The organism is Paenibacillus sp. GCM10027628, from assembly GCF_042676385.1.
GTDB lineage: Bacteria > Bacillota > Bacilli > Paenibacillales > NBRC-103111 > Paenibacillus_E.
The window spans coordinates 63649-87499 of sequence record NZ_JBHTHA010000037.1 but is presented as its reverse complement, the minus strand read 5'-3'; the positions used below and the strand labels follow the sequence as shown (position 1 = coordinate 87499).

Sequence of the window (23851 nt, the reverse complement as noted above, 5' to 3'; positions counted from 1 at the left end):
AGCCTCCTTCGCTTGCTGCGTTACCCACGCGACACGCCTGCGCTGTCGAATGTCGCCATTTCCTTCATGATCTTGCCTGCGGCATCGATCAGGTTAAAGCAAAGCACCGCGCCTGTGCCTTCCCCCAGACGCATATCCATTTGCAGCATCGCGCCGAGGCCGACCGCTTCGAGCAGTTTGCCGTGCCCCTGCTCGTGCGACAAGTGCGAGGCGAGCATGTAGGACGCGCTTAGCGGGGCTAACCGGCTCGCCACTAGCGCAGCCGCCGACGAGATGAAGCCGTCGACGACGACAGGGCAGCGGTTCTTCGCTGCGCCGAGAATCACCCCGACGAGTCCGGCGATCTCAAGTCCGCCGACCTTCGCTAACACATCAAGAGCGTCTTCCGCGTTCGGTTGATTGACCTCCAACGCTTTTTTGACAACCGCTTGCTTATGCAGCCAGCGCGCATCGTCGATGCCCGTTCCCCGGCCTACGGCAATACCGGCGTCTATCCCGGTCAGCGCGCACAAAATAGCTGCGCTCGCCGTTGTATTGCCGATGCCCATATCCCCCGTGGCGAAAAGGCTGTAGCCTTTACTTACGTAGTCATCGACCACTTCTACACCCTCAAGAATGGCCTGCAGGGCCTCTTCACGAGTCATTGCCGCTTCGCGCGCCATGTTGCGTGTGCCTTTCCTCACCTTGCGGGCAACGAGAGCCGGATGCTCCAGATCCGCGTTCACTCCGATGTCCACGCAGACGACGTCCGCTCCGGCATGCCTTGCTAAAACATTGACGGCAGCACCGCCGTTCAAGAAATTCATCACCATTTGCGGTGTAACTTCTGCCGGAAATGCACTGACGCCCTCCTCGCAAACGCCATGATCGCCAGCCATAACGATGACCGCCTTTTTCTCAAATTCCGGCATCACTTCACCCGTAATCCCTGCAACCTGGCGTGCGATATCTTCCAATTTCCCCAAGCTTCCCGGAGGTTTGGTCAGTTGATCCAAATGCTTACTCGCCAGATCGGCGAACTCTTGATGAATAGGTTTAATGCTTTCAACAATCTGTTCCAAATGACTCATGATCTTGTCCCCCGTCAATTGACTATTTTCCCGGCTGTAATAAAATCTGAGGTGCATGACCCACCGGATGCTGCAAAACAATCGGTTCCGTTCCGTACACCTCTGCGATCAACTCGCTGGTAATGATTTCCTTAGGCGTCCCCATCGCTGCAAGCTTGCCCTGATGAACAACCATCAGCCGGCTGCAATACTGAGCTGCCAAATTTAAATCATGAAGGACAGCGACTACGGTCAATTGAGACGCGCGCTGCCACTCCTTAATGTAATCCATCATCTGAACCTGATAGCCGATATCGAGAAATGTTGTCGGCTCATCCAGCATTAGCAGACGCGGCTGTTGAGCCATGACCTTGCCTAGAGCAACTCTCTGTCGTTCACCGCCGCTTAACAGCTCGATGGTTCGATTAACCATAGGCTCCAAATCCAGTTTATCGATGATGCTTGCGATCAGTGATTCGGCATTTTCCGAATCTTCGCCAAGCCAGTTTTGAAACGGATACCGTCCCATCTCCACAACCTCTTTGACCGTAAACCCGACGGGCGGCAGCGCATCCTGCTGAAGGACGGCCAACCATCGCGCCAACTCTTTGCGAGAGTACGACGAGACTAGCTGCCCCTCAAGTCGAACTTCCCCTTCAGTAACAGCATCGATACCCGATAGTAAACGAAGCAGCGTTGACTTCCCGCTTCCGTTAGGCCCAATTATCCCAAAGAACTCCCCGTGTCCCACCTCAAAGCTGATATTCTCCAGCACCTGCTGTCCTCTGAAACTACGGGAAAGCTGCTTAACTTCAATCATTCTGATCAACCTCTTAACGTTTTCTTATCCTTATGAAGTAAGTAAGCAAAAAATGGAGCACCCAGGAAAGCGGTGATCACCCCAAGCGGAATTTCCGTCGGACTGAGCAGCGTTCTGGCCAGCGTATCGGCCCAAAGCACATATATGCCTCCGCCGATCGCGGAAAGCGGCAAAATTAAACGATAATCCGGACCAACCAGCAGTCTTACCAGATGCGGTACGATCAATCCCACAAAGCCGATGACTCCCGCTACAGACACGGCCGCTGCCGTAATAAAAGTAGCTACGATAAGCACGACGAGCTTCGTTCTTTCCACATGGACGCCGAGATGAGCGGCCTGACGCTCGCCAAGAGCTAATAAATTTAACGGTCTGGCATAGCTGATGAGCACCGCAAACCCGACTAGCAAATAGGGAGACATTGTCAGTGCATAGGACCAGCCTCGCATGGCTAAACTGCCCATTAACCAAAATACAATTTCATTGATAACTTGATTGGAAATAGACACCATGAATGAGACGATCGCTCCTAAGAACGCCTGCATAACCACGCCGGATAAAATCAGCGTCTCCATCTTCAGTTTCCCATCGATCTGCGCCAGTCTGAGAACCAGCAATAAGGAGATCAGCCCGGTTCCGAACGCTACAATGGGAATAGACCAACCGCCGAACCAAGCATATTGCAGGCCAAAGTAAATAAGGAAAGCGGCCCCCACGGAAGCTCCCGATGATACGCCCAGCGTATATGGATCAGCAAGCGGGTTGCGTAGTACTCCTTGAAACGCCGCTCCTGCAACGGAGAGCGCAGCTCCTACCAGAACCCCCAGTAAGACGCGAGGAAGTCGTACTTTCAAAATAATCTGCTCCGAAGATTGCGGCCAGTTCGCATCGACATACCCTCTGAGCCCAGGGAGGTGCTTACCGAGAATGCCGGCGATCTGGAGTAGCGGAAGTCGCGCCGTTCCAAGCGATAAGCTGATCAGAATAGAAAGAAGAAGGAGTATGACCCCTACTCCTCCCCACAGCATTAATTTTCTTTTCATTTATTTCACCAGTTCGGGATAAATGCCTTTCGCCATTTCCAGCAGTCCATCGGTCATTCTTGGACCCGGGCGGCTGAGCAGGTTTTGGTCGACACCAATCACTTTTTTGTTTTTAACAGCATCGATTTGATCCCACCCGCTGCGTCCGCGGATAATTTCATCCAATGGTTTCTTCGTCTTGTCATCAACAAACCCTTGGGCATAAAGAATCACGTTTGGGTTCTGCCCAATAATTTTCTCTTCGCTGATTTGTTGCCAGCCTTTCGTGTCACCGGCAACATTAACGCCTCCAGCAAGCCCGATCAGCTCATCCATAAACTCGCCGCTGCCGACGGTCCAACCGGGGCTGAACTCGATGTACACCTTTTTCTTCTGCTCAGGCTTCACGTCTTTCACCGCATCAACGACCTTCTGACGATCCGCTTTCATTTTGGCTATAACCTTATCCGCTTGTTCTTGATGATCGGTGATCAGGCCAAACGTTTGGATATCCGCTATGGCATCATCCAGTGTCTTGGGTTCCACTTTGAACACATTAAGGTTCATCGCACGAAGCTTTTCCACCGTATCTGCTTTCATCGAAACACCCGTAAACACCACACCAGCATTGGCAGCAATAAGCGCTTCTTGGTTCGGCTTCGTAATCCCGCCCATCTTCGGCTTGGATTTTGCCGCATCGGGATAATCGTCGAAGTCGGAAACACCCACGATTTTATCATCCAACCCTAGTGCAAATAACCCCTCTGTTTCAGCAGGCGAGACCGATACGATACGTTCAGGTGCTTTTTCAAACGTGAATTCTTTGCCTGTCGCATCCTTAAGTTTCAACGGATACTGCGTCTTTTTGGCGGCTGCTGCAGGCGAAGATGTCGCCGCAGGAGCTTTCGTGCCTCCTGATCCTATCTTCGCCGGTTCGGAAATCTCCGGCTGTGCCTCTTTTTTTCCGCAAGCCGCAAGGCTTACCGCTGTTGCCAACGCTGTGCTTAGCAAAAGCGCTTGTTTCCATCTTTTATTAGTCATCATCCTGTTGATCCCTCTCTTTGTTTAAATCTATCCGCCAACAAAAAATCCCCTTCATTCCTAAGGAACAAAGGGGACGATAAATCGCGGTATGCGGCGACAAACAGTCGCCTCCTGATTTAACGCGATCCTTTTCCTCGAAGGATGTCGTGAGCGGCACCATGGGCAGGTCTCCTGACTTACGGGCATCATCTTCCTCGCCTTCCCATTCTGCACAAAGCAGGACAGTGGCATGTCGAGGACATTTCCCGAATTACAGTGGCGGGACCGTGCCGGATTTACACCGGCTTCCCTATTAAGCTGCAAACTCTCATTATAACGGTTGTTTAAAAAGTCCACTTTGATAACGAAGCTTTTCACGAAGGTTATTCGACATCGAATCTTGAACGAAACCGGGAAGTCCGGTACTCACGTAGAAAATCTCTACGCTCCGTTCCTCCTTCTCCGGATTTCGTCCAACCTTCTCGGTTCTGAAAGCGGACTTTTTTAAACTCTCATTAATTTATTAATTATGAGCTTGCCAGCACCTATGGCTGCATGTTATGGCTAACTAGTAATCTCTTTGTCGATTATAGATGAGATTCATCTATAGTACAAGGTAAGAAGCTGCTACTTTTCAGCGATGATTTTGAGCACTTGTTTCGCTTCGTTAATTTTTTCGGCATTTTGCGGGATGAACGCGACGAGCCCTTTGCCGTCAAATCCTTGCGCTTTCATCCATTTGTTGTCTGCCAGCGGAATTCCGTAAAGATGCTTTTCTGCAGGCTTGCCTTCTTCTCCGATGGCGATAACACCATTCGGGTAATCTTCGGGTTTGATCGCATCATCTAATGATACAAAACCGGCCTGCTTCGTTAAAGCGTTAAATTGTTCTTCCGGCAAGACAAAAATTCCATTTTCTCCTGCAGCTAGCTCAACAATCATTTTCTCCATCGAAAAAATAGGGGAAGTAACGAGCTTCACCGTCGGCGTTTCTCCAACTTTGGATTTAAGTGCGGCTTCCAGCTTGGCCCCCATTTCGGAAGGAAATCCATTCGGCCCCATAACAAAGATAGAAACGTCAGGCTTCAGACCGCCACAGCCGACCAGCATAACCATAAGCGCGATCATTGTCATAAGCAACAGTTTAACTTTCAAGGCTTTCATGTTGGATTTTGTCCCTCCGTATGACATGAGAAAAGTCGGCTTTCACCGACTTTTCTTCCCTTTATTCATATATTCATTTATTTTATGATCAAGTACTGTGCTAAGCTCAACAACAGAATCAGAGGTCATTGCTCTTCCGTCTACAACCATCTGTTCCAGCATTCGTCTTAGCGAATGAATTTCTTCTTCCAAGGAAGTAAGGGAGTTGGATTTCTTAGCATGCTTGAATAACCAGCGCTGTTCGGAATCATTTTCGCGAATATGCAAATGCTTGCGGTACGTAGATAGTTGATATTCCATAAAAGCCATGCTTATCCCTCCTTACTTCCAGAATACCAGTTTTTGAGCCCAATGAAAATATATTTTTACTTCTTTTTTACAATTTTTTGAGAAAATTTCCGATTCGTTCTAGTGCTTCATTCAATTGCGAGACACTATAGGCATAGGAACAGCGTAAGAAACCTTCTCCGCCTAATCCGAACACATCCCCAGGTACGGCCGCGACCTTCGCTTCATATAGCAGTCGCTGAGCAAATTCTTCGGATGTCATGCCCGTAGCGACAATACTTGGGAACGCATAGAAAGCGCCTTGCGGCTCATGACATTCGAGTCCGGCTTCACGAAATCCTTTGACGACCAGACGACGTCTTTGATTGTAGGACTCTATCATTCGGTCCTTTTCTTCCAGACCGTTCTTCAGCGCTTCGTGAGCCGCAACCTGACCCATAACAGGTGCGCACATTACGGTATATTGATGGATTTTAGTCATGGCCGAGATCAGCTCCTGATGACCGCATGCATAACCGATACGCCAACCTGTCATAGCAAAAGCCTTGGCGAAGCCGCTCACAAGAATTGTCCGGTCTTTCATACCTGGCATCGCCGCGAAGCTAACATGTTTTTGTCCGTAAGTCAATTCTGCATAAATCTCATCAGAAATGACGATCAAATCATTCTCTTCAACCACTCTGGCGATCGGAAGCCAGTCCTCATAAGTCATAATGCCGCCAGTAGGGTTACTTGGATAGCATAGGATTAAAATCTTAGAGCGGGGCGTTATCGCTGCACGTAACGACTCTGCAGTAATTTTGAATTGATCCTTTGCAAATGTTTCAATACCGACGGCTTTCCCTCCGCTAATGCTTGTAATAGGCGAGTAGGAAATATAACAAGGCTCTGGAATCAAAATCTCATCTCCAGGAGAAATTAGAGCGCGCAATGCCAAATCAATCGCTTCACTGGAACCAACAGTGACTAGCACTTCGTTCGACGGCTCATACTTCACATTAAAGGACGTGTGTAAATATTCGGCGATTGCTTCGCGAAGTTCAGGAATCCCTGAGTTCGGCGTGTACTTTGTGCGACCGCGCTCCAATGAAAATACCGCTGCTTCCCGGACATGCCACGGTGTTGAAAAGTCAGGTTCCCCTACGCCAAGAGAGATGATATCTTCCTTGCTATTGCTAACCAAATCAAAAAATTTGCGAATGCCCGATGGCTTGATCTCGCGCACCGAAGGGGCGAGGTAGTCCGACATCGACTTGTTCTTTGCTTGCGGGATCGTCGTTTCGTCTTTGATCATGGCCTGGCGCCTCCTTATGGCGAGACGAGCATGCGATGATCATCTTCCTGATCCTCGAAAATAATGCCGTCTTGTTTATATTTTTTCAAAATAAAATTCGTTTTCGTAGAAAGCACGCGATCAACCGGCGACAGCTTATTGGAGACGAAAGAAGCAACCTCTTTGAGCGAGCTGCCCTCAACTTCCACTAGCAAGTCATATGCACCGGACATGAGATATACCGATTTTACTTCCGGATATAAATAAATCCGTTCCGCAATCGCATCGAACCCGCGTCCGCGTTCCGGTGTAATTTGCACTTCAATCAGGGCGGTAACCTTTTCGTCATCTACTTTGCTCCAGTTCACCACTGTCGCGTATTTGACGATGACCTTATCCGCTTCCATCTCGCTTATCGCTCGCGCCACTTCGGCCTCCGCCGTTCCTAACATGGTGGCGATCAGTGCCGCGCTGCGTCTGGCATCTTCTTTTAGTAGTTCGAGAATTTTAAGCTTCAAAGTATCCATGGGTAAACCTACCTTTCATTGATGGTTAATCTGTCATCTTACAATCTTACAATGAACTGCTGTCCGAATTCAATGTGTGTGCGTAACTAAGAGGGAGAATATTTATATATAGCAAAAATATCCACCCAAATAAATCCAAAAAGACCATAAGGATCGTCCTTATGGCCGTCATGCACTAGAGGTATTTACTTCACTTTACCGGGCAAAATTTCGATTCGGCTTGCAGCAGTTTGTGAACCGTATTCTCAACTTCACGATACCGGTACGTTGGACGCACATGGATATGCATGGAATCCTCCATGCAACCGATGCCGACCAACACGTTTTCGTCGTACACCGAGATGACGCATTGCGGGCTTTGAATGCTCAAACCGGAGGAGTAAGGGATCCCGGAATTTATGCATTCGTTTGTATATGCTCGTATAAACTCATCGAGTTGATCTTTCTGCGGAATCTCATTCACGTAGGCTAATTTCACAATATAACCACCTTTCAACTTCAAACCATTTACATCTATAATTATACTCGTTACCGTATATTTATTCAAATTAAATTATTGCAAAAAAGCACCCTCCTCCTGCGAGGACGGTGCTTCATCAAATTCTTTCAAAAGATATCCATGCTTAGATATCGCTCGCCCGTATCCGGCGCGATACAAAGCACTCGTTTCCCCGCTCCAAGCTTGCGGGCAATCTGCAGACCAGTCCATACCGAGGCCCCTGCCGACGGTCCGACTAATATACCTTCCTTGCTTGCCAGATCTTTCGTTGTTTGTATCGCATCTTCATCAGCGACTTGAACGATCTGGTCATACACGCTCGTGTTTAAGTTGGCCGGGATAAAGCCCGGACTCGTCCCCACGAGCTTATGCGGGCCTGGGCTGCCGCCTGATAATACAGGGGAGCCTTTGGGCTCCACGACGTAAATCTGAATCCCCGGCAGCCTCTCCCTTAGCACCTCGCCAGTCCCCGTGATCGTTCCCCCGGTGCCAGAGGTAGCAACAAAGGCATCGAGCCTCCCGTCCATTTGCTCGAGGATCTCGAGTGCCGTCGTCGTCCGGTGAATGTCCGGGTTCGCCGGATTTTCAAACTGCTGCGGGATGTAGCTGCCCGGAATCTGATCCCGCAGCTCTACCGCTTTGGCGATCGCACCGGGCATGCGCTGCGCCGCGGGCGTGAGCACCACCTCTGCTCCGTAGGCTTTGAGCAGATTGATCCGCTCCTTGGTCATGTTGTCCGGCATGACCAAAATCGCTTTGTAGCCTTTGGCAGCGGCGTTCATCGCAAGTCCGATGCCCGTATTGCCGCTGGTCGGCTCAATGATGGTCGCGCCGGGCCGGAGCCGTCCATCCTTCTCCGCCTGCGCGATCAAGTTATAGGCGGCGCGATCTTTGACGCTGCCGCTCGGGTTGAAATACTCGAGCTTCACATAGAGCTCGGCATCGCCTTCCTGCACCAGACGGTTAATCCGTACGGCTGGCGTGTCTCCGATCAGCTCTGTGATGCTGTTCACCATCTTTTTACGTGTCAAAGGTTTCCCCATCCTTTTCCCAATGCTCTACCCACATTTTTATCGGTAACGGTTTGGAATGTCAAGAGCTGGCCAGGGTCAATTGCTTTCTCATGAAGTACCAGCTGACTAGAGAGGAACTGCCGATGAGCAGAAGCAGCACGTTCAGCACGAGAGGCGCAGTACTCCAAGATACTACGCAAATGAATAAGAGAACGCCAAGCACGCGACCCGTATTCAGCCCAAGTTCTCGAAGAACGACATATTCTTCCCGCTGTTTTGCACTAGCCTCGTCCGCACCGATAAGGTCAAATACGGCTGAAACCATAGGCACCGAATACAAAGGGAGAAATAACGAAGCACCTACACCGAATAGGAGCAGAGTGGTAAAATTCATTTTCCAAAAAAACGGTAAAATAACGGCAACCATCATAAGTGCGCCTACAAGCATCGTCCCTTTGCGATAGCGAGGTTTGATAAACTTGCCAACCAGCCAAAAGCTGATCAAGGAAACCGTTGAAGTGATGAGTACAAACCTTCCCAAACTAGCTTCACTGGATGTTGCAATATAGACGAGAAGACCGATCATGAAGCCAAATACACCTTCACGAAATCCCTGTGCTACTAAAGCTAGAAAGACCCGTTTCCAAGGTGTTTGCGCTTGTTTCAGACAGCGAATGATGAGCAGCCATTCATAGGTCCCTTGTATTTTCCTCTTTTTCAAAAAGAAACTCACAATAACACCCAGAACAAAAATACCTAAAGATATCGAGAAAATAAGCCGGTAACCTGCAACATCTCCGAGACCCACGATGAGCAACCCCGAAATCCATGGCGCCAAAATACCCGCTCCTGATCCCAAAAGGCCCGCCCAGCCATTAAATCGATCCCGGTTGTCCGGATCGGTTACTTCAAAATAAACAACGTTAAAAGCGATCCAAAAGAAGCCGGACGATATGCCTTGAACCATGCCTAACCCAACAAAATAATGATAACTATTGCTTCCAAGCCATAAGACGAGCATATAAAAGCATGCCGAAACCGCTACGCCTGCGCGCAAACAGTTCATCTTATTGTGCTCCTTCACCCATTTGCCCGCTAACCAGAACGTAACGGCCATCGTTAAATGCGTCGCAAGGGTGAACCAGCCGATTAAAGCATAGTCATTTTTTGCCTTCCACAAATACACACCTACAAAGGTGCCTGATAGTGCATTGGCAATATTAAATAACATTTGAACAACCAACAGCAGAACGGCTTGAGAACCTAGGCTCCCTTTATGTAAACGTTGTTCCTTGGCCGATTCATTCCCTCGGCCCTCAAAGTAGTTGACTTTGGTCGAATCCTTCCACGTCCCTGGATGAATCCGCTGTCCGCTCTGATCGTGCAGCATGCTGCTCCTCACCTTTCCCCTTGGATTGAAATAGCTCTTGTTAAGCTTCCCCAATCAGGTGAAAATATGACGTGCATAAATGAAAAACCGAATCCATGGCGGATTCGGCTTCTAATTACTTCTCTTTAATTCGTTCTACCATCAGCAAGCGATCGGTATCGGACAGAATTTTTTCCACTTTAAAACAGGACGGGCACACGTAAACATTTAAAGTTATCGGAGCGGTTAAAAATGCACTGCCGAGCGATTTCGGGATGTGCGCGGTAAAAGCATTCTCACTAATAACTTCATTGCCAGCCAAGAGCATGAACTCATGACAGTTTGAACACTCAGGAGCTTCCTCTTGTTCATCAGTAATGCGCTGTACCGCTTCCCCGTAGCTATCCAAAGGCTCATCTGTACCATCCCAAGCAAGCGATAAATCCTCTCCTTGCTCCAGATCTTCCTCAAATCGGAGCGGTTGACCCGTTTGTTTGACCGTCAGTTGAATACTACGATAATCATTCAGTTCGTTAAAGCAGTGCGGACACTCATCTTCCGGTCCGATCTCCGGATCCCAAACAATCTCCGTCTGGCACCAGGGACACACAACTTCTTCATTGGCACTCATTTCCTAATCCTCCACATGATTCATGCATACTTCAATAAATAATAAACCCCTGCAGCCATAAATACAAATGCGATAGCAAACAAGGTTCCCCACAGGTATTTCATTTTGTTCAAGCCCCCACGATTAATATAGATGTGGTGTCATTGCAGCGACAATGTTAGGTTACGCAGGCTCCAACCACATAGGACAGTGAGATCGAGATCATCATCGAAAGGAGACCTACGGCTTTATTGTCATTTTTTATTTCCTCATCAATTTTAAAATAAGGCGTTAAAAATTCAAAGATGAAATAAGCGACAAGCAGTAACAGAAAGCCATATCCTGCCCAAATGAGCGAATGAATCATTGTGTCGTTGTTCAAAATGGCAAACCGGAACAGGTTGCAAATTCCGAAAATTTTGCCCCCCGTAGCCATCGCTACGGATAGGTTCCCTTTTTTGATTTCGGCCCAATCGTCATATTTGGTGACTAACTCGAAAATCGTCAGGAATACCACAAGCGCGATAACGGCTACCGCAAAAAACGCAAGCGTAGCTAAATACGGGTTACTGAGCAACACATCCACCTCTTCGTTCATATCGACTCCTGCCTTCCTTCTACGCAAGATGAGACTTTAAACTTCGTTTAAAAATCCCTATATATGGTAGAAGAGACTGAGTAGGTCTCAGTCTCTCGCAGGTACATTCACTAGTATATCATTAGGATTGTTTTTTTTCAGCAAGCTTTGCTTTGAGTGCGGCTAATTCGTCATCTACACCGTCAGACTTGCCGAGCTGATCCAGCTCGTCGTCGAGGCTGCGGCTTTTTGCACGGATTTCACCGCTCGCTTGTGCTTCAGCTTCCATTTGAAGCACTTTTTCGCTCATGCGGTCGAAGCCTTTAGCCGCATTGTCCGTACCGAAGCCGGTCATGGCTTGGTTGATTTGTTTTTGCGCTTTCGCCGCTTCGGCGCGAGCAACCAACAAATCTTTTTTGTTTTTCATTTTGCTGAACTCGTCTTTCATTTCGCTCAGTTGGTTGCGAAGTTGGTCAGCATTGGTTTTGGCTACATCATATTGATGCTTAAGCTCATCGAAACGCTCTTGATGCTCTTTTTTATCTTGCAGCGCACGGCGGGCCAAGTCTTCGTTGCCTTGTTCCAGAGCTTTCATGGCTTGCTCTGTACGTTTGGCAACCATTTCCTCAGACTCTTCGTATTGCTGTTTAAATTTTTTCTCGATGGCGATTTGCTTCGCTACTGCAGATTCTGCTTCAAGAATGTCTTCTTCCATGTCGCGCAGAAATTGATTCAGCATTTTCACCGGATCTTCCGCTTTGTCCAGCAAGTCGTTGATCGAAGCCATTGTCATGTCACGAAGTCTTTTGAAAATTCCCATTTGTAAATTCCTCCTAATATTAGGGATCTTTAAGCGAAGCTCAAAGTCTCTCATTTTTGAAAATCGTCTGATGCAAATTCTTTTTTTGTTCACCGGTGTTTACACACATTACATACGTGACTGCTTAGACGTGGTTTCAAAAATGATTAGAAATTTTTTCGATTATTTCAATTCGACGACCGTAACACCCGCACCGCCTTCGTTATAGTTGCCCATGCGATAACTTTTCACGTGCTTATGGCGGCGCAAATAATCCTGCATCCCCGTGCGGAGCACGCCTGTTCCTTTGCCGTGGATCAAATACACTTGGCCGAGATTGCCAAGGAACGACTCATCCAGGAAGCGGTCCGCTTCGATGAGCGCTTCTTCTAAATTGAGACCGCGCATATCCAGCTCGGTCCGTATGTTCTCGTCACGTGACCGTTTCACGGTCGTCGCGGTCTGCTGCCCCGGCTTCTTCTGTGCCGGCGAACCGATCTTCTCCAGGTCAGACAAGTTGACCTTCATCTTCATGATGCCAAGCTGCACGGTCGCTTCCGTGCTGCTGACGATCTCAACCACGTGACCCTTCTGACCAAGGTTCACGACCCGCACTTCGTCGCCGGCCTCGATTTGCTCAGGCCGCTTTTTCACCGCGCGAACTTCGCGCTTCTCGCGCAGCTCCGGCGCCGCCTGGTCAAGCCGGCGGCGTGCCTCGATCAGCCGGTGGTCCTTGACCCCGCCGGCTTCTTCCTGCGCCATGCGCCGCAGCTCGGCGATGACTTCGTCCGCCTCGCGGCGCGCCTTGGCGACAGCCTCGCGCGCTTCGCGCTCGGCCTTTTCGAGCAGCTTGTCGCGCTGCTCGTCGAACTTCGCTTGCTGCGCCTCCAGGTTGCGGCGCATCTCGTCAGCTTCTCGCCGCAGCTGCTCGGCGCTTTGGCGCTCGTTTTCGGCGATCAGGCGATTCTCCTCGAGCGACGCGATCATCGATTCGACGCGCAGATCCTCCTCGCCCACCTGAGCGCGAGCATGCTCGATAATGCGGCGTGAAAGTCCCAGCCGCTCGGCAATTGCAAATGCGTTACTCCTACCCGGTACGCCCACAAGTAGACGGTAAGTCGGACTTAATGTTTGCACGTCAAATTCCATACTGGCATTAATAGTTCCCGGCTTTTGGTATGCATAAGCTTTCAGCTCCGAATAATGCGTAGTAGCAATAATTCGACAGCCGATTTGATGAATATAATCCAGAATCGAAATGGCCAAAGCCGAGCCCTCGGCAGGATCCGTTCCTGCCCCGAGCTCATCGAGCAGCACCAAGCTTTTTGGCGTCATATCCCGCAATATGCTAATAATGTTCGTCATATGACTGGAGAACGTACTTAAATTTTGTTCAATGCTTTGTTCGTCGCCAATATCGGCATAAATCGCATCAAATACGCACAGCTGGCTGCCTTCCTCGGCGGGTACGAAAAGTCCGGACATCGCCATCAAGCTTAAAAGGCCAACTGTTTTAAGTGACACCGTCTTACCGCCGGTATTAGGACCCGTAACGATAATTTGGGTGTAGTTATTCCCCAATTCCAAATCCAATGGCACAACCACATCCGCCGCGATTAGCGGGTGCCGGCCTCTTTTGATCTTAATAAAGCCTCGATCATTTAATCTCGGTTGCGTCGCCTTCAGCTCTCTCGCTAAGCCAGCTTTCGCAAAAATAAAATCCAACTGGGCAAGCAGTTCTACATCCGAAACAAGTAAATCCACCTGTTCGGCAACTAGCTCGGTAAGTGCGCGCAAAATTTTCTCAATCTCAACTTCTTCCTTCAATTTGAGTTCTCGAATTTTATTATTCAATTGAACGATCGATTCCGGTTCGATAAATAACGTAGCACCCGATGCGGATTGATCATGGATCATCCCTCCGAAACTGGAGCGATATTCAGCCTTGACGGGAATCACATAACGATCGTTACGGATTGTAATAAGCACATCTTGAAGCATTTTTTGCACAGAAGAGTTTCGGATCATTTGTTCCAAACGCTCACGAACTCTTGCTTCACCCGTTCTGAGCTCACTGCGCACGCGTCCTAATTCAGGACCGGCGCTATCGACAACAACTGCATTTTCATCGATGCAACTGTTAATCTTATCTTCTAATGCTTTATTCTCGCTAAGAAGCTCCACCTTTTCTTTAAGCATAGGTATGGCATATTCTTCGTGCACAGCAAGAACGAATCTTGTCAATCTGCGTGAGCCAAACATCGTTGTTGAAATATCAAGCAACTCCGTCGGATTCAACATGCCTCCAATTCGCGCACGATGTAGTGCCGCACGAATATCTCGAATCCCGCCAAAAGGAGCATTTCCCTTCAATCTCTCCACATTCACAGCCTCATCAGTCGCCTGCAAACGAAGCTTCACCAATTCAAAGTCTCCAACTGGCTCCAACTGTTCTACGGCGTCCTTACCAAGGGATGTAGAAGCATGATGGGCTAGTTTATGTAAAATCTTCTGGAATTCTAATGTTTTTAATATTTTTGTGTTCAACTGTCTCCAACCTCTTTTCTCTACGCTATATTATAAACCAAAGCGAACTCGATTAGCTACGGAGACAATCGTTATATGGAAGATGCTACCTCCGATAGATCTAGAAAAAATCGGATACACTAAGCTATGCATCTATTTGTACTGCCAAAAGGGATCACAAGCCTTCAAATCACACCAAGCACCGTGCAGCGAGAAACCCATTAAAGGAGGTATCCTGGATGCATCTTCTTGGACATCTTGTCAGGTTTATTGTATCTGCTTTGGTTTTGATGTTTGTCAGTTGGCTGGTGCCAGGCTTTCGCGTCGGCGGATTCTGGAGCGCTTTTTTCTTAGCACTGGTGATTGCAGTTGCCGCATGGATCATTGAAGGGATCTTCGGCAAAAAAATTACTCCTTTTGGCAGAGGAATTGTTGGTTTTCTGGTGAGCGCGCTGGTCATTTGGGCCGCGCAATTTGTCGTAACCAATGTATCCGCGAGTATGATAGGTGCGATTTTGGCCGCTTTAGTTATCGGGATCATCGACCTGTTTATCCCTGTGAAGACACCTTTTGAACAGGGCACAACAGGAAAAAATCACCGATAACCTAAAACCAGCAAAAGATCGGTCTGCAGCGAAACCAATCGCCGGGCCGATCTTTTCTTATGCAATCATTTCCTATTTCACCACTTTGTCACTGCTTTTTTAGAATCGGTCGTGTACAATGATCGTATATGGAATCATATGTAATGGAGGGTTATTATGAAAAAGCTAATCGTTCTTATGATGGGCATTAGTTTGGTTATTGCATTAGCTGCGTGCGGAAGCAAGACTTCCACCGAACCCAAATCAACTGATACTGCCGCGGCAACCGGACAGAAAGTTACAATTAAAGCAACCAACTGGCAGTTTGATCAAACTGAATATCGTGTAAAAAAGGGAGAGCCGGTGACGATAACACTCGACAATTCACAAGGCGCACACGGTGCTCAAATCAAAGACTTCAATGTGAATCTGGATAACAGCAAAAAAACCATCACATTTACACCAGATAAGACCGGTTCCTTCCCTATTATTTGCTCCGTTATGTGCGGACAAGGCCATGCCAACATGAAAACAACTCTGGTCGTTGAATAAGAAGCAAGAAACAGAGCAAATAAGCACCCGCGAAGGGTGTTTTTTTGCCTTCATAACACCTTATACCATTTCAAAAATATGGGGAATAGACGAACGGATAAAAAAGCATTCATCCACTTAGTGAACAAAATCTCCTTAAGGATCGTCCCGCTTCTGGAAGTTTGAAAGAAGTACTTATGGAGATTTATGACTCTTTTCTTCGTTGTTGAATGCTTATTTTCATGTTGAATGCCCTCTGCGCCTGAATTCTGAAAGTTTGAATCAAACTGGGTTTGATCTTTATATAAGGCTAATTGAATCTTATCGATTAATAATTTGGCTGTACGATAATTCACACCTAGCATCTTGGCTAACGAGGATATTGTGTAATTTTGTGCATTACCAATAAGTGCTTGAATAGCCCTAAACCAGAGCAACAAAGGTAACTTAGATTTATGCATAACAGTACCTGCTGTTAGTGAAATCTGAACCCTGCACTCCTTGCATTCCAATAAGTTGCGTGTTTGAATTTTGTAGAATGTATGATTATCGCAGTTCGGGCAGCAAAATCCGTTAGACCACCGCTTCTTCATCAAATAGTCCTCGCAGTCCGACTCCGTCCGGAAATCCTGTTCATATCCATTAAAAAAGAGACCATCCATGATTTCGCCTCCACGACTACGGGAACGTTCGTTCTTTCTTATTGACTCAATAATACCAAACACTAGTTCTTATGTAAATGATTAATTTGAATATTTTTCTAATTATGCATTTAAACTAAAAATAGTTATTTTTTTGTAATATCTGCAAAAATTAAATTGTTAGTAGTCTATATTGCTTTATGAAATTTAGAAATCTACACCACCCCGTTACCCAGACTAATGTGCGAAATTGATGTAGGAGTTACGCTAGACGTTAAGGCTCTTTCAGTAATGTCTTGAGTTTTAAATAATAAGAATTTCTGTAAAATCTACAAACCAGAATAGCGTCGAGTAACTCAAAGAATTTTAATTAAGTTAGAATCTTTTAGAGTATTCGGTTCCTGGAATCAATAAGTAAATGCTGAGATGCGCTTAATAAGGAGATTAGGTTCTGATATGGCTTGAGAAAGTTTGAGTTGAGTAGGTAGAGTTGAGTAGGTAGAGTTGAGTAGGTAGAGTTGAGTAGGTAGAGTTGGTAGAGTCGAGTAAGTTTGAGTCGAGTAGATTTTTCGAAACACTCAGTTCTGTAATATCTACAAATGAGGCTATAGGCTATCTAAACAATATTGTGCTTAGTTTTAAGCAGCCGGAAAAGTTTTGGTACGGTTAAGATCTCGAAAGATCTCGAAAGTATTCGAATTGAGGTAAGTGAGCGGAGTAGTTACGGTAGAGATACGGAAGAAGCGATAGTAGGTGTTTCAGTAGGTGTTTCAGTAGGCGTTACTGAAGGTGTTACTCCAGGCGTTTCGCTAGGCGTTACGATAGGTGTTACTGCAGGCGTTTCGATAGGCGTTTCGATAGGCGTTTCGATAGGCGTTTCGGTAGGCGTTTCGGTAGGCGTTTCGGCAGGCGTTTCGGTAGGCGTTACGATAGGTGTTACTCCAGGCGTTTCGCTAGGCGTTTCGAAAGGCGTTACTGCAGGCGTTTCGGTAGGCGTTTCGATGAGCGTTTCGGTAGGTGTTACGATAAGCTTTTCGGTATGCGTTTCGGCAGGCGTTTCGATGAGCGTTACTGTAGGCGTTTCGGTAGACGTTACGACAGGCGTTCCGGCAGGCGTTACGATAAGCTTTACGGCATGCGTTACGACAGGCGTTTCGGCAGGCGTTACGATAAGCTTTACGGTAGGCGTTGGTTAGTATATTTTGCAAAATTCATAAAGCCTATCCCATAGATTATCGGCGATTTGGTATTTGTAGATGTTACAGAAACTGTATTTTTTGAAGCAGAATCACCTTCCACACCACATTCCCTTCAATTTTGTATCTTAATTACTTTTAGTAAGCTAAATAATTTAACGGAAAGCCACCCAATCTTTTAAATCAAAGAGCGGGCGGCTTTTAAGTGGGGATGCCTTGCTTCCAAAGTTCCTGGAGCTTGCCGGCAACGTTTGGCAATTCGTTAATTAGGTACGGGGCGATGGATGAACCTGCAAGAAGTTTCTGCGTACCGTCTGATGGGATAATGGTCATGACGTTAATGGCGATGATGATAATAAGCAAAGCTTCAGCAAGTCCAAGCAATGCGCCGCTCCAGCGATTGATGAAGTTGAGACCCGGAACTTTTGCAATGACATTCAATGTTCTGCCGATGATGACGAGTGCGAATTTAACGCCAAAAAACAAAATGGCAAACGCGATCGCATTCAAAATGTAGGTGTCCAGGTTAAGTCCTTTTACTATGAACTCATACTTTTGATAGTTCTGGTATGTGGGAAGCGATACCGCGTTTCGGAGCAGCGGAGCAAAGTCCCGATAAAAGTAGAACGCAACTAAGTAAGCAAGCACAAACCCCGAGATGGAAACGATCTGGGCAATAAATCCTCGGAGATAACCAAGGAGCAGACCTAAGGCTACAATGGCCAATATGACGTAATCTAAGGTATTCATCGTCACAGGCCGTTACCTTCCAGGTGTATCGGTTTCAACTAGCTGGATCCACTCGTTGTATTCTGTCTGAAGTTTTGCATACTCTTCACGCAGCTCTTTGTACTCTTCTTGTACTCGTTGAAGCTCCTTCAGTAACGCTTCATCATGAATACTTTGCTGCATTAGCTCTGCTTTTTCTCTCTGGACTTGTGCGAGGAGCTGCTCTTTTTCTTCCATATACCGTTGTACTAACGAATCTCGATCTCTTTGATGCTGTTCAACCAAAGTATTGATCTGCGCTTGATATTGCTCAATGATCGTGCTTCTTTGTTCAGTGAGCTGTTGCACGAGATCGGTCTGTTGCTCCTGAAATTGCTGGATTAAGCTGGTTTTCTCTTCTTGATACTGAGTCGTGGCCGTTTCTTTGTCTGCCTGGTACTGCTCCAGGATGCTTTGCTTTTCTTGTGAATGCTTTTGTTTAAGAGCTTCTTTGTCAGCAAGATGCTGTTGAAGGAGTGATTTATTCTCCTCTTGATATTGCAGAGCCAGAGCATCTTTTTCTGATTGGTACCGCTGTAGGATTGACTCAAGCTCAGTTTGGTGCTCCTGAATCAGTAGTTGTTGAACTTGATTTTGTTGTTGATCACGTTGCTCTTGCTCCTGTTGACTCTCCTTAAGCAACGCAGCCTGTTCACTGATCTGCAAGCTTTGTTTCTCATGCTCCTGCTTCAGCTCATTATACGCTTGCAGCAATTTCTCGTAGCCCGCTTGAGAAGCTTCTTGTTCTTTTTGAGCTTTGTTAAGCTGCTCGATCATTTCGTTCATCCGGAAACATTCATCCGCCATATTGACGGCGGCAAGCACGGCGATTCGCTGGGAATCCAGACGAGGATATCCTTTCGCGATACGAAACATTTGATCGTTCACGTATTCAGCTACACGCTTCATATAATTCGTGCTGGTACTGGCCATTAATTTGTATTGGTTGCCATATATATCAACAGTAATTCTCGCTTTTTCTTCAGAACTCACTCTTTTATTTCCTCCCTTAAGATGAAAGGCTGATCCTATCGACATCAATTCGATAAGACCAGCCTGTTTTCCTGCCAATATGCTGAAAGTCACACTATTTTCTTAACTCAGCCTCAAATTCCTGTTCAAGCGCCGCAACGACTTTAGCGTGAAGCTCAGTTACTTCCTCATCGAGCAGCGTCCGCTCACCGTGACGGTATACCAGTGCGATCGCTACGCTTTTGCGACCTGCACCAAGACGTTCACCAGTGTATATATCAAAGACTTGAATGGATTCGAGCAATTCACCAGCTACGCGGCGGATTGTATTTTCCATATGCCCTACTGGCACAGTGGCATTCACCACTACAGCCAAGTCACGTCCAATCGCCGGATATCGCGGAAGCAGCTTGTAGACGATCGTGTCACTTGCCGCAGCCACAAGAGGCGGTAATTCGATCTCTAATACATACGTATCATCGAGATCACGCTGCTGCTGCAGCGCCGGGTGCAGTTGCCCAATTCGACCTATAAGCTGCTTGCCATCCGCGTTATTCAAGTATAGCTCAGCAGTTCTTCCCGGGTGGAAACCGGCCGGTGCCGCAGATACATATTCTAGCCCTTCGACACCCAGGTAACTTACGAGACGGTCGAAGATCCCTTTGATATCATAGAAATCCACTGTCTCCGATTTTTGCGCCCAATGGGATTGGCGGCGTTTGCCCGTCATCGCGATGGACAAGAGTAGCTTTTCTTCCGGTAAACCTGATAGCGTCGATTCTTCAGTCGCATATATTTTGGCGATTTCGAAAATCGCCACGTCATCCATACTGCGGTTCCGGTTGTAACTGACAACCTCCAGCAGGTGCGGAAGCAGGCTCGTGCGCAGTTGGCTGCGGTCCTCGCTCATCGGCATCGCGAGCGAGATCGGTTTGGCGGCTGGATATAAACCTGCCAGCAGCGTTGTTTGGTCGGGATGCGTGAAGGAATATGTGATGACTTCATGCAGCCCGCTTTGGGTCAGGAGATTCCGCGCGATGCGGCGAATCGACTGCTCCTTGGTCAATGAGCCGGGCGTCGTTACGCCGCTCATAAGAGTTGTCGGGATGTTATCGTAGCCGTAGAGGCGTGCCACCTCTTCGATCAAATCGACATCCCGGGTGATGTCTCCGCGGCGGCTCGGCACGTGCACGAGCAGCTGTTTTTCGCCCGTCTGCACGTGAGTGAAATTCAGACGGTCAAGGATTTGTGCGATCTCGGGCAGCGATAAGGCGGTGCCGAGATAGTTGTTGACGCGGTCCGTATCCAGCTCGATGCGGACCGGTTTGTGCGTGCCGCTGACGGCTTCAACGATGCCGTCTGCGACTTGCCCCGCTGCGTATTGAGCCATCAGAGCAGCAGCGCGGTTCAATGCCGGGAGCACGGCTTCCGGATTTACTTCTTTCTCGAAGCGAAGGCTAGCTTCGGAGCGAAGGCCCAGCTGGCGCGAGGTGCGGCGCACCGAGCTGCCTGCGAACTTCGCGGACTCGAGCAGAATCCGTGTCGTGCTCTCGGTCACTTCGGAGTTCGCGCCGCCCATAACGCCGGCGATTGCGACCGGCTTCGTGCCGTCGGTGATCAACAGCATGTGCGGCTCGAGCGTCCGCTCCACATCGTCCAGCGTAACCAGCTTCTCCCCCGGCTGGGCAAGACGCACATCAATGTGGCCGTTGTTCAATTGATCCGCGTCAAAAGCATGGAGCGGCTGTCCGTATTCCAGCATCACGAAGTTCGTGATGTCGACAATGTTATTGATTGGGCGAATGCCTGCCGCCATCAAACGGTTTTGCATCCACAGCGGCGATGTGCCGATACGTACACCTTCGATGAGGCGAGCCGCATAGTGGGTACATTGCTCGGTCGCTGTAATTTTCACGCTAATGCGGTCAGCAGCTTTGCCCGCTGCGGATCCGGCGGCTTGCAGCGTTGTTTCCGCATCCGGCAGCTTGACTTCGCGGCCCAGGATCGCGGCGATCTCGTAAGCTGCTCCCAGCATGCTTAAGCAGTCGGAGCGGTTCGGTGTTAAGTCGAGCTCCAACACTTTGTCATTGATGGCAAGCACATCAAGAATAGAACTGCTGACAGCCGTATCTTCAGGCAGGACGAGAATGCCTTCTTGAATTTCCTTTGGCAGCAATTTGTCATTTAGCCCAAGTTCCTTGGCGGAGCAGATCATCCCTTGGGATTCGACGCCGCGCAGCTTGGCGCGCTTGATTTGCAATCCGCCAGGAAGTACTGCGCCGACGATTGCCACAGGCACCTTTTGTCCGGCATCCACATTTTTAGCACCGCAGACGATTTGCAAGTCTTCACCTTGACCTACGTCTACAATACAAACGCTAAGTTTATCAGCATCAGGGTGTTTTTCACGGGATTTAACAAACCCGACCAGGACATCCGTCACACCCTTATTCCGATCTTCAACAATATCCACTTCAATTCCGCTTCGAGTCAGCTTCTCCGCCAATTCCTCCGCCGTATACCCGGATACGTCCACATATTCCGATAACCATTGATAAGAGACCTTCATGATTTCAACTCAACTCCTCTTCCCTAAATATGCAAGAACTGCTTTAAGAACCGCAGATCATTCGTGTAAAAATGGCGAATATCCTCGATGCCGTATTTCAGCATCGCGATTCGCTCAACGCCCATACCAAAAGCAAAACCGGTATATTCCTTAGGATCATAGCCGCCCATTTCAAGAACGCGAGGATGTACCATTCCTGCTCCTAGAATTTCGAGCCAGCCGGTTTGCTTACAAGTCCGGCAGCCTGTGCCTCCGCACATTGCGCAGCTTACATCGACTTCGACGCTTGGCTCCGTGAACGGGAAAAAGCTTGGACGCAGACGGATTCTAGTCTGCTTGCCGTACATTTCCTGCACGAATTGAAGCAGTGTGCCTTTGAGATCGCTCATACGAATGTTGCGGTCGATGACAAGTCCCTCAATTTGGGTAAACATATGGGAATGTGTCGCATCGTCGTCGTCGCGGCGGTACACTTTGCCCGGGCAAATGATTTTGATCGGCACATCGCCTTTGCGTTTTTCCATCGTTCTTACTTGAACGGGAGAAGTTTGCGTACGCATCAGAATCTCTTCGGTAATATAGAAGGAATCCTGCATGTCCCGTGCAGGGTGATCTTTGGGCAAGTTCAGCGCTTCGAAATTATAATAGTCCTGTTCAACTTCCGGTCCTTCCGCTACGGTATAGCCCATACCGATGAAAATGTCCTCAATCTCTTGAATGACTTTGCTCAAAGGATGAACCGCACCTTGCTGCGACGGACGACCTGGCAGCGTGACGTCGATCATCTCAGCGCGAAGGCGATTTTCAGTCTCCTGCTGCTGATAGGCAGCCTGTTTTTCTTCAATGACCGTCTCGATCGCTGCACGAACATCGTTAGCGACTTGGCCGATTACCGGTCTTTCTTCCGCGCTCAATGCGCCCATGCCGCGCAAAATTTCGGTCAATGGACCCTTTTTGCCCAAATACTTAATGCGCAGGTCGTTCAGCTCCTGCTGGCTTTGCACACCGCTCAGCTCCTGCAGCGCTTCTTGCTTTAAAGCTTCTAAACGCTCTTTCATCGAAATCCCTCCTAAAATACCCGAAAAATTTTAAATCACTAAATAAACGCAAAAAAGACTTTTCCATCCCGGATAAGGGACGAAAAAGCCGTGGTACCACCCTAATTAGATTCACCTAGGGGGTGAATCTCACTTCATTTTGGATAACGGACGATTATGCGTCCGGTTCCTTCTACTTAAGAAGGGCAATGCCTTCCGTTCAAAGGACTGCTCGGGAGCGAACTTCAGCAGCCTGATTCTCGGGGACAGCTCTCAATCTCCGGCTCTCCCTCCCTGTCAAGAAGCACTGCTTACTCTTCTCCGTCAATGCATTTACGCGTATATGTACCAGTTATTATATGCAAGATACGTTCGATATGCAAGTCAGAAACTGAGCTTGGGTAAAATACCAGTTGACTTCTTTGCCCACGACATCGTATTATTTATTTAAATAATTTAAATATTATTTAATTTAAAATTTATCCAATTTAATTGTTTTGCTATTTAAGTACTAATAAATACGACCAGGAGTGATGCTATGGAAGAGATGCTGATCTCGTATACAGATCGTTTCCGAACCGCGTTTGAAATGACGCACCGTAAAATAGGCCAGGCGGTGTTCGCTAAGCTTGAATCGGATTTGACAATGCCTCAATTTTTTATGCTTTACATGATACGTCAAGAAAAAACGCCTAAACAAACACATCTTGCTGAGAAAATGGGCGTTAAACCAAGCGCGATTACAGTCATGATTGACCGTCTTGTGCAAAGCGGTCATGTGATTCGCAAGCATCATGAAACGGATCGAAGAATCGTTTTAGTCGAGCTGACCCCGCTTGGCGAAGAAGTCTTAAAGAAGGCTGAGGATGTTCATAAAGAGGTTATGGCCCGCGGCTTATCTCAGCTTCCGCCGGAAGAACTGGCCGTTCTTGTGGGAGCTTTTGAAAAGTTGGCGGCATTCTATTCTAAAACAGAGATTTTAAAAGGAGTGTGA

Annotated in this window: 24 protein-coding genes, 1 riboswitch and 1 other annotated feature; of the genes, 4 read left to right on the top strand and 20 right to left on the bottom strand. The window is 47.9% G+C overall.

The genetic code is table 11. The annotated features are described in order from the left end of the window. Positions 1 to 20 precede the first annotated feature (20 nt). The 15 genes from cobT to ACFQZT_RS25150 all read right to left on the bottom strand — a co-directional run bounded on the left by cobT (position 21) and on the right by ACFQZT_RS25150 (position 14580). On the bottom strand, positions 21 to 1070 hold the full coding sequence (cobT, locus tag ACFQZT_RS25220; protein WP_379304377.1) for a nicotinate-nucleotide--dimethylbenzimidazole phosphoribosyltransferase: 1050 nt from the start codon (positions 1068 to 1070) through the stop codon (positions 21 to 23). Positions 1071 to 1092: 22 nt separating this feature from the next. Then, positions 1093 to 1869, bottom strand: coding sequence for an ABC transporter ATP-binding protein (locus tag ACFQZT_RS25215; RefSeq protein ID WP_379304375.1), 777 nt, complete (start codon positions 1867 to 1869; stop codon positions 1093 to 1095). Between the two features lie 5 nt (positions 1870 to 1874). Beyond that, positions 1875 to 2912, bottom strand: a complete 1038-nt coding sequence (locus tag ACFQZT_RS25210; protein ID WP_379304373.1) for a FecCD family ABC transporter permease — start codon at positions 2910 to 2912, stop codon at positions 1875 to 1877. Next, positions 2913 to 3932, bottom strand: coding sequence for an ABC transporter substrate-binding protein (locus ACFQZT_RS25205; protein WP_379304644.1), 1020 nt, complete (start codon positions 3930 to 3932; stop codon positions 2913 to 2915). A 147-nt stretch (positions 3933 to 4079) separates the two neighbouring features. Continuing rightward, positions 4080 to 4261, bottom strand: a riboswitch (cobalamin riboswitch). Between the two features lie 280 nt (positions 4262 to 4541). After that, positions 4542 to 5078 (bottom strand): hypothetical protein, encoded by a 537-nt coding sequence (locus ACFQZT_RS25200; protein WP_379304371.1) that lies wholly within the window; start codon positions 5076 to 5078, stop codon positions 4542 to 4544. A 42-nt stretch (positions 5079 to 5120) separates the two neighbouring features. Further along, on the bottom strand, positions 5121 to 5387 hold the full coding sequence (locus ACFQZT_RS25195) for an aspartyl-phosphate phosphatase Spo0E family protein (RefSeq protein ID WP_379304369.1): 267 nt from the start codon (positions 5385 to 5387) through the stop codon (positions 5121 to 5123). 67 nt (positions 5388 to 5454) lie between these two features. Then, complete coding sequence (locus ACFQZT_RS25190) at positions 5455 to 6660, bottom strand: aminotransferase class I/II-fold pyridoxal phosphate-dependent enzyme (protein ID WP_379304367.1); 1206 nt, start codon at positions 6658 to 6660, stop codon at positions 5455 to 5457. 14 nt (positions 6661 to 6674) lie between these two features. Then, on the bottom strand, positions 6675 to 7166 hold the full coding sequence (locus ACFQZT_RS25185; RefSeq protein ID WP_379304365.1) for an Lrp/AsnC family transcriptional regulator: 492 nt from the start codon (positions 7164 to 7166) through the stop codon (positions 6675 to 6677). Positions 7167 to 7356: 190 nt separating this feature from the next. Then, positions 7357 to 7644 (bottom strand): hypothetical protein, encoded by a 288-nt coding sequence (locus tag ACFQZT_RS25180; RefSeq protein ID WP_379304363.1) that lies wholly within the window; start codon positions 7642 to 7644, stop codon positions 7357 to 7359. Between the two features lie 128 nt (positions 7645 to 7772). After that, complete coding sequence (gene cysK, locus ACFQZT_RS25175) at positions 7773 to 8681, bottom strand: cysteine synthase A (RefSeq protein ID WP_379304642.1); 909 nt, start codon at positions 8679 to 8681, stop codon at positions 7773 to 7775. 76 nt (positions 8682 to 8757) lie between these two features. Then, positions 8758 to 10068: an MFS transporter gene (locus ACFQZT_RS25170; RefSeq protein WP_379304361.1), complete on the bottom strand. Its 1311-nt coding sequence runs from the start codon at positions 10066 to 10068 to the stop codon at positions 8758 to 8760. Between the two features lie 115 nt (positions 10069 to 10183). Next, on the bottom strand, positions 10184 to 10678 hold the full coding sequence (locus tag ACFQZT_RS25165; RefSeq protein WP_379304359.1) for a hypothetical protein: 495 nt from the start codon (positions 10676 to 10678) through the stop codon (positions 10184 to 10186). Positions 10679 to 10835: 157 nt separating this feature from the next. After that, entirely contained in the window at positions 10836 to 11255 is a 420-nt protein-coding gene (locus ACFQZT_RS25160) for a DUF350 domain-containing protein (protein WP_379304357.1), read from the bottom strand. Positions 11256 to 11376: 121 nt separating this feature from the next. Next, positions 11377 to 12054: a PspA/IM30 family protein gene (locus ACFQZT_RS25155; protein ID WP_379304355.1), complete on the bottom strand. Its 678-nt coding sequence runs from the start codon at positions 12052 to 12054 to the stop codon at positions 11377 to 11379. A gap of 162 nt (positions 12055 to 12216) precedes the next feature. Next, on the bottom strand, positions 12217 to 14580 hold the full coding sequence (locus tag ACFQZT_RS25150; protein WP_379304353.1) for an endonuclease MutS2: 2364 nt from the start codon (positions 14578 to 14580) through the stop codon (positions 12217 to 12219). A 218-nt stretch (positions 14581 to 14798) separates the two neighbouring features. Here ACFQZT_RS25150 and ACFQZT_RS25145 point away from each other — a divergent pair, with 218 nt between their 5' ends. Together ACFQZT_RS25145 and ACFQZT_RS25140 are read left to right on the top strand one after the other, a co-directional pair. Then, positions 14799 to 15164: a phage holin family protein gene (locus ACFQZT_RS25145; protein WP_379304351.1), complete on the top strand. Its 366-nt coding sequence runs from the start codon at positions 14799 to 14801 to the stop codon at positions 15162 to 15164. 156 nt (positions 15165 to 15320) lie between these two features. Then, entirely contained in the window at positions 15321 to 15695 is a 375-nt protein-coding gene (locus ACFQZT_RS25140; RefSeq protein ID WP_379304349.1) for a cupredoxin domain-containing protein, read from the top strand. Positions 15696 to 15745: 50 nt separating this feature from the next. On the opposite strand, the gene ACFQZT_RS25135 is transcribed toward ACFQZT_RS25140, so the two are convergent. Continuing rightward, positions 15746 to 16336 (bottom strand): transposase, encoded by a 591-nt coding sequence (locus tag ACFQZT_RS25135; protein ID WP_379304347.1) that lies wholly within the window; start codon positions 16334 to 16336, stop codon positions 15746 to 15748. 605 nt (positions 16337 to 16941) lie between these two features. Here ACFQZT_RS25135 and ACFQZT_RS25130 point away from each other — a divergent pair. Further along, positions 16942 to 17511, top strand: coding sequence for a hypothetical protein (locus tag ACFQZT_RS25130; protein ID WP_379304345.1), 570 nt, complete (start codon positions 16942 to 16944; stop codon positions 17509 to 17511). Between the two features lie 201 nt (positions 17512 to 17712). Here the strand turns inward: ACFQZT_RS25130 and ACFQZT_RS25125 are convergent, their stop codons facing one another. From ACFQZT_RS25125 to pheS, 4 genes are read right to left on the bottom strand one after another with little or no spacing between them, the layout of a single operon-like run. Continuing rightward, positions 17713 to 18261 carry a CvpA family protein gene (locus ACFQZT_RS25125; RefSeq protein WP_379304640.1) on the bottom strand — a complete coding sequence of 183 codons (549 nt, stop codon included), beginning with the start codon at positions 18259 to 18261 and terminating at the stop codon, positions 17713 to 17715. Between the two features lie 12 nt (positions 18262 to 18273). Next, on the bottom strand, positions 18274 to 19350 hold the full coding sequence (locus ACFQZT_RS25120; RefSeq protein WP_379304343.1) for a cell division protein ZapA: 1077 nt from the start codon (positions 19348 to 19350) through the stop codon (positions 18274 to 18276). A 16-nt stretch (positions 19351 to 19366) separates the two neighbouring features. Next, positions 19367 to 21820: a phenylalanine--tRNA ligase subunit beta gene (pheT, locus tag ACFQZT_RS25115; protein ID WP_379304341.1), complete on the bottom strand. Its 2454-nt coding sequence runs from the start codon at positions 21818 to 21820 to the stop codon at positions 19367 to 19369. 23 nt (positions 21821 to 21843) lie between these two features. After that, positions 21844 to 22878 (bottom strand): phenylalanine--tRNA ligase subunit alpha, encoded by a 1035-nt coding sequence (gene pheS, locus ACFQZT_RS25110; RefSeq protein ID WP_379304339.1) that lies wholly within the window; start codon positions 22876 to 22878, stop codon positions 21844 to 21846. 72 nt (positions 22879 to 22950) lie between these two features. Next, positions 22951 to 23194 (bottom strand) — a binding site (T-box leader). Between the two features lie 201 nt (positions 23195 to 23395). Here pheS and ACFQZT_RS25105 point away from each other — a divergent pair. Continuing rightward, complete coding sequence (locus ACFQZT_RS25105) at positions 23396 to 23851, top strand: MarR family winged helix-turn-helix transcriptional regulator (RefSeq protein ID WP_379304337.1); 456 nt, start codon at positions 23396 to 23398, stop codon at positions 23849 to 23851.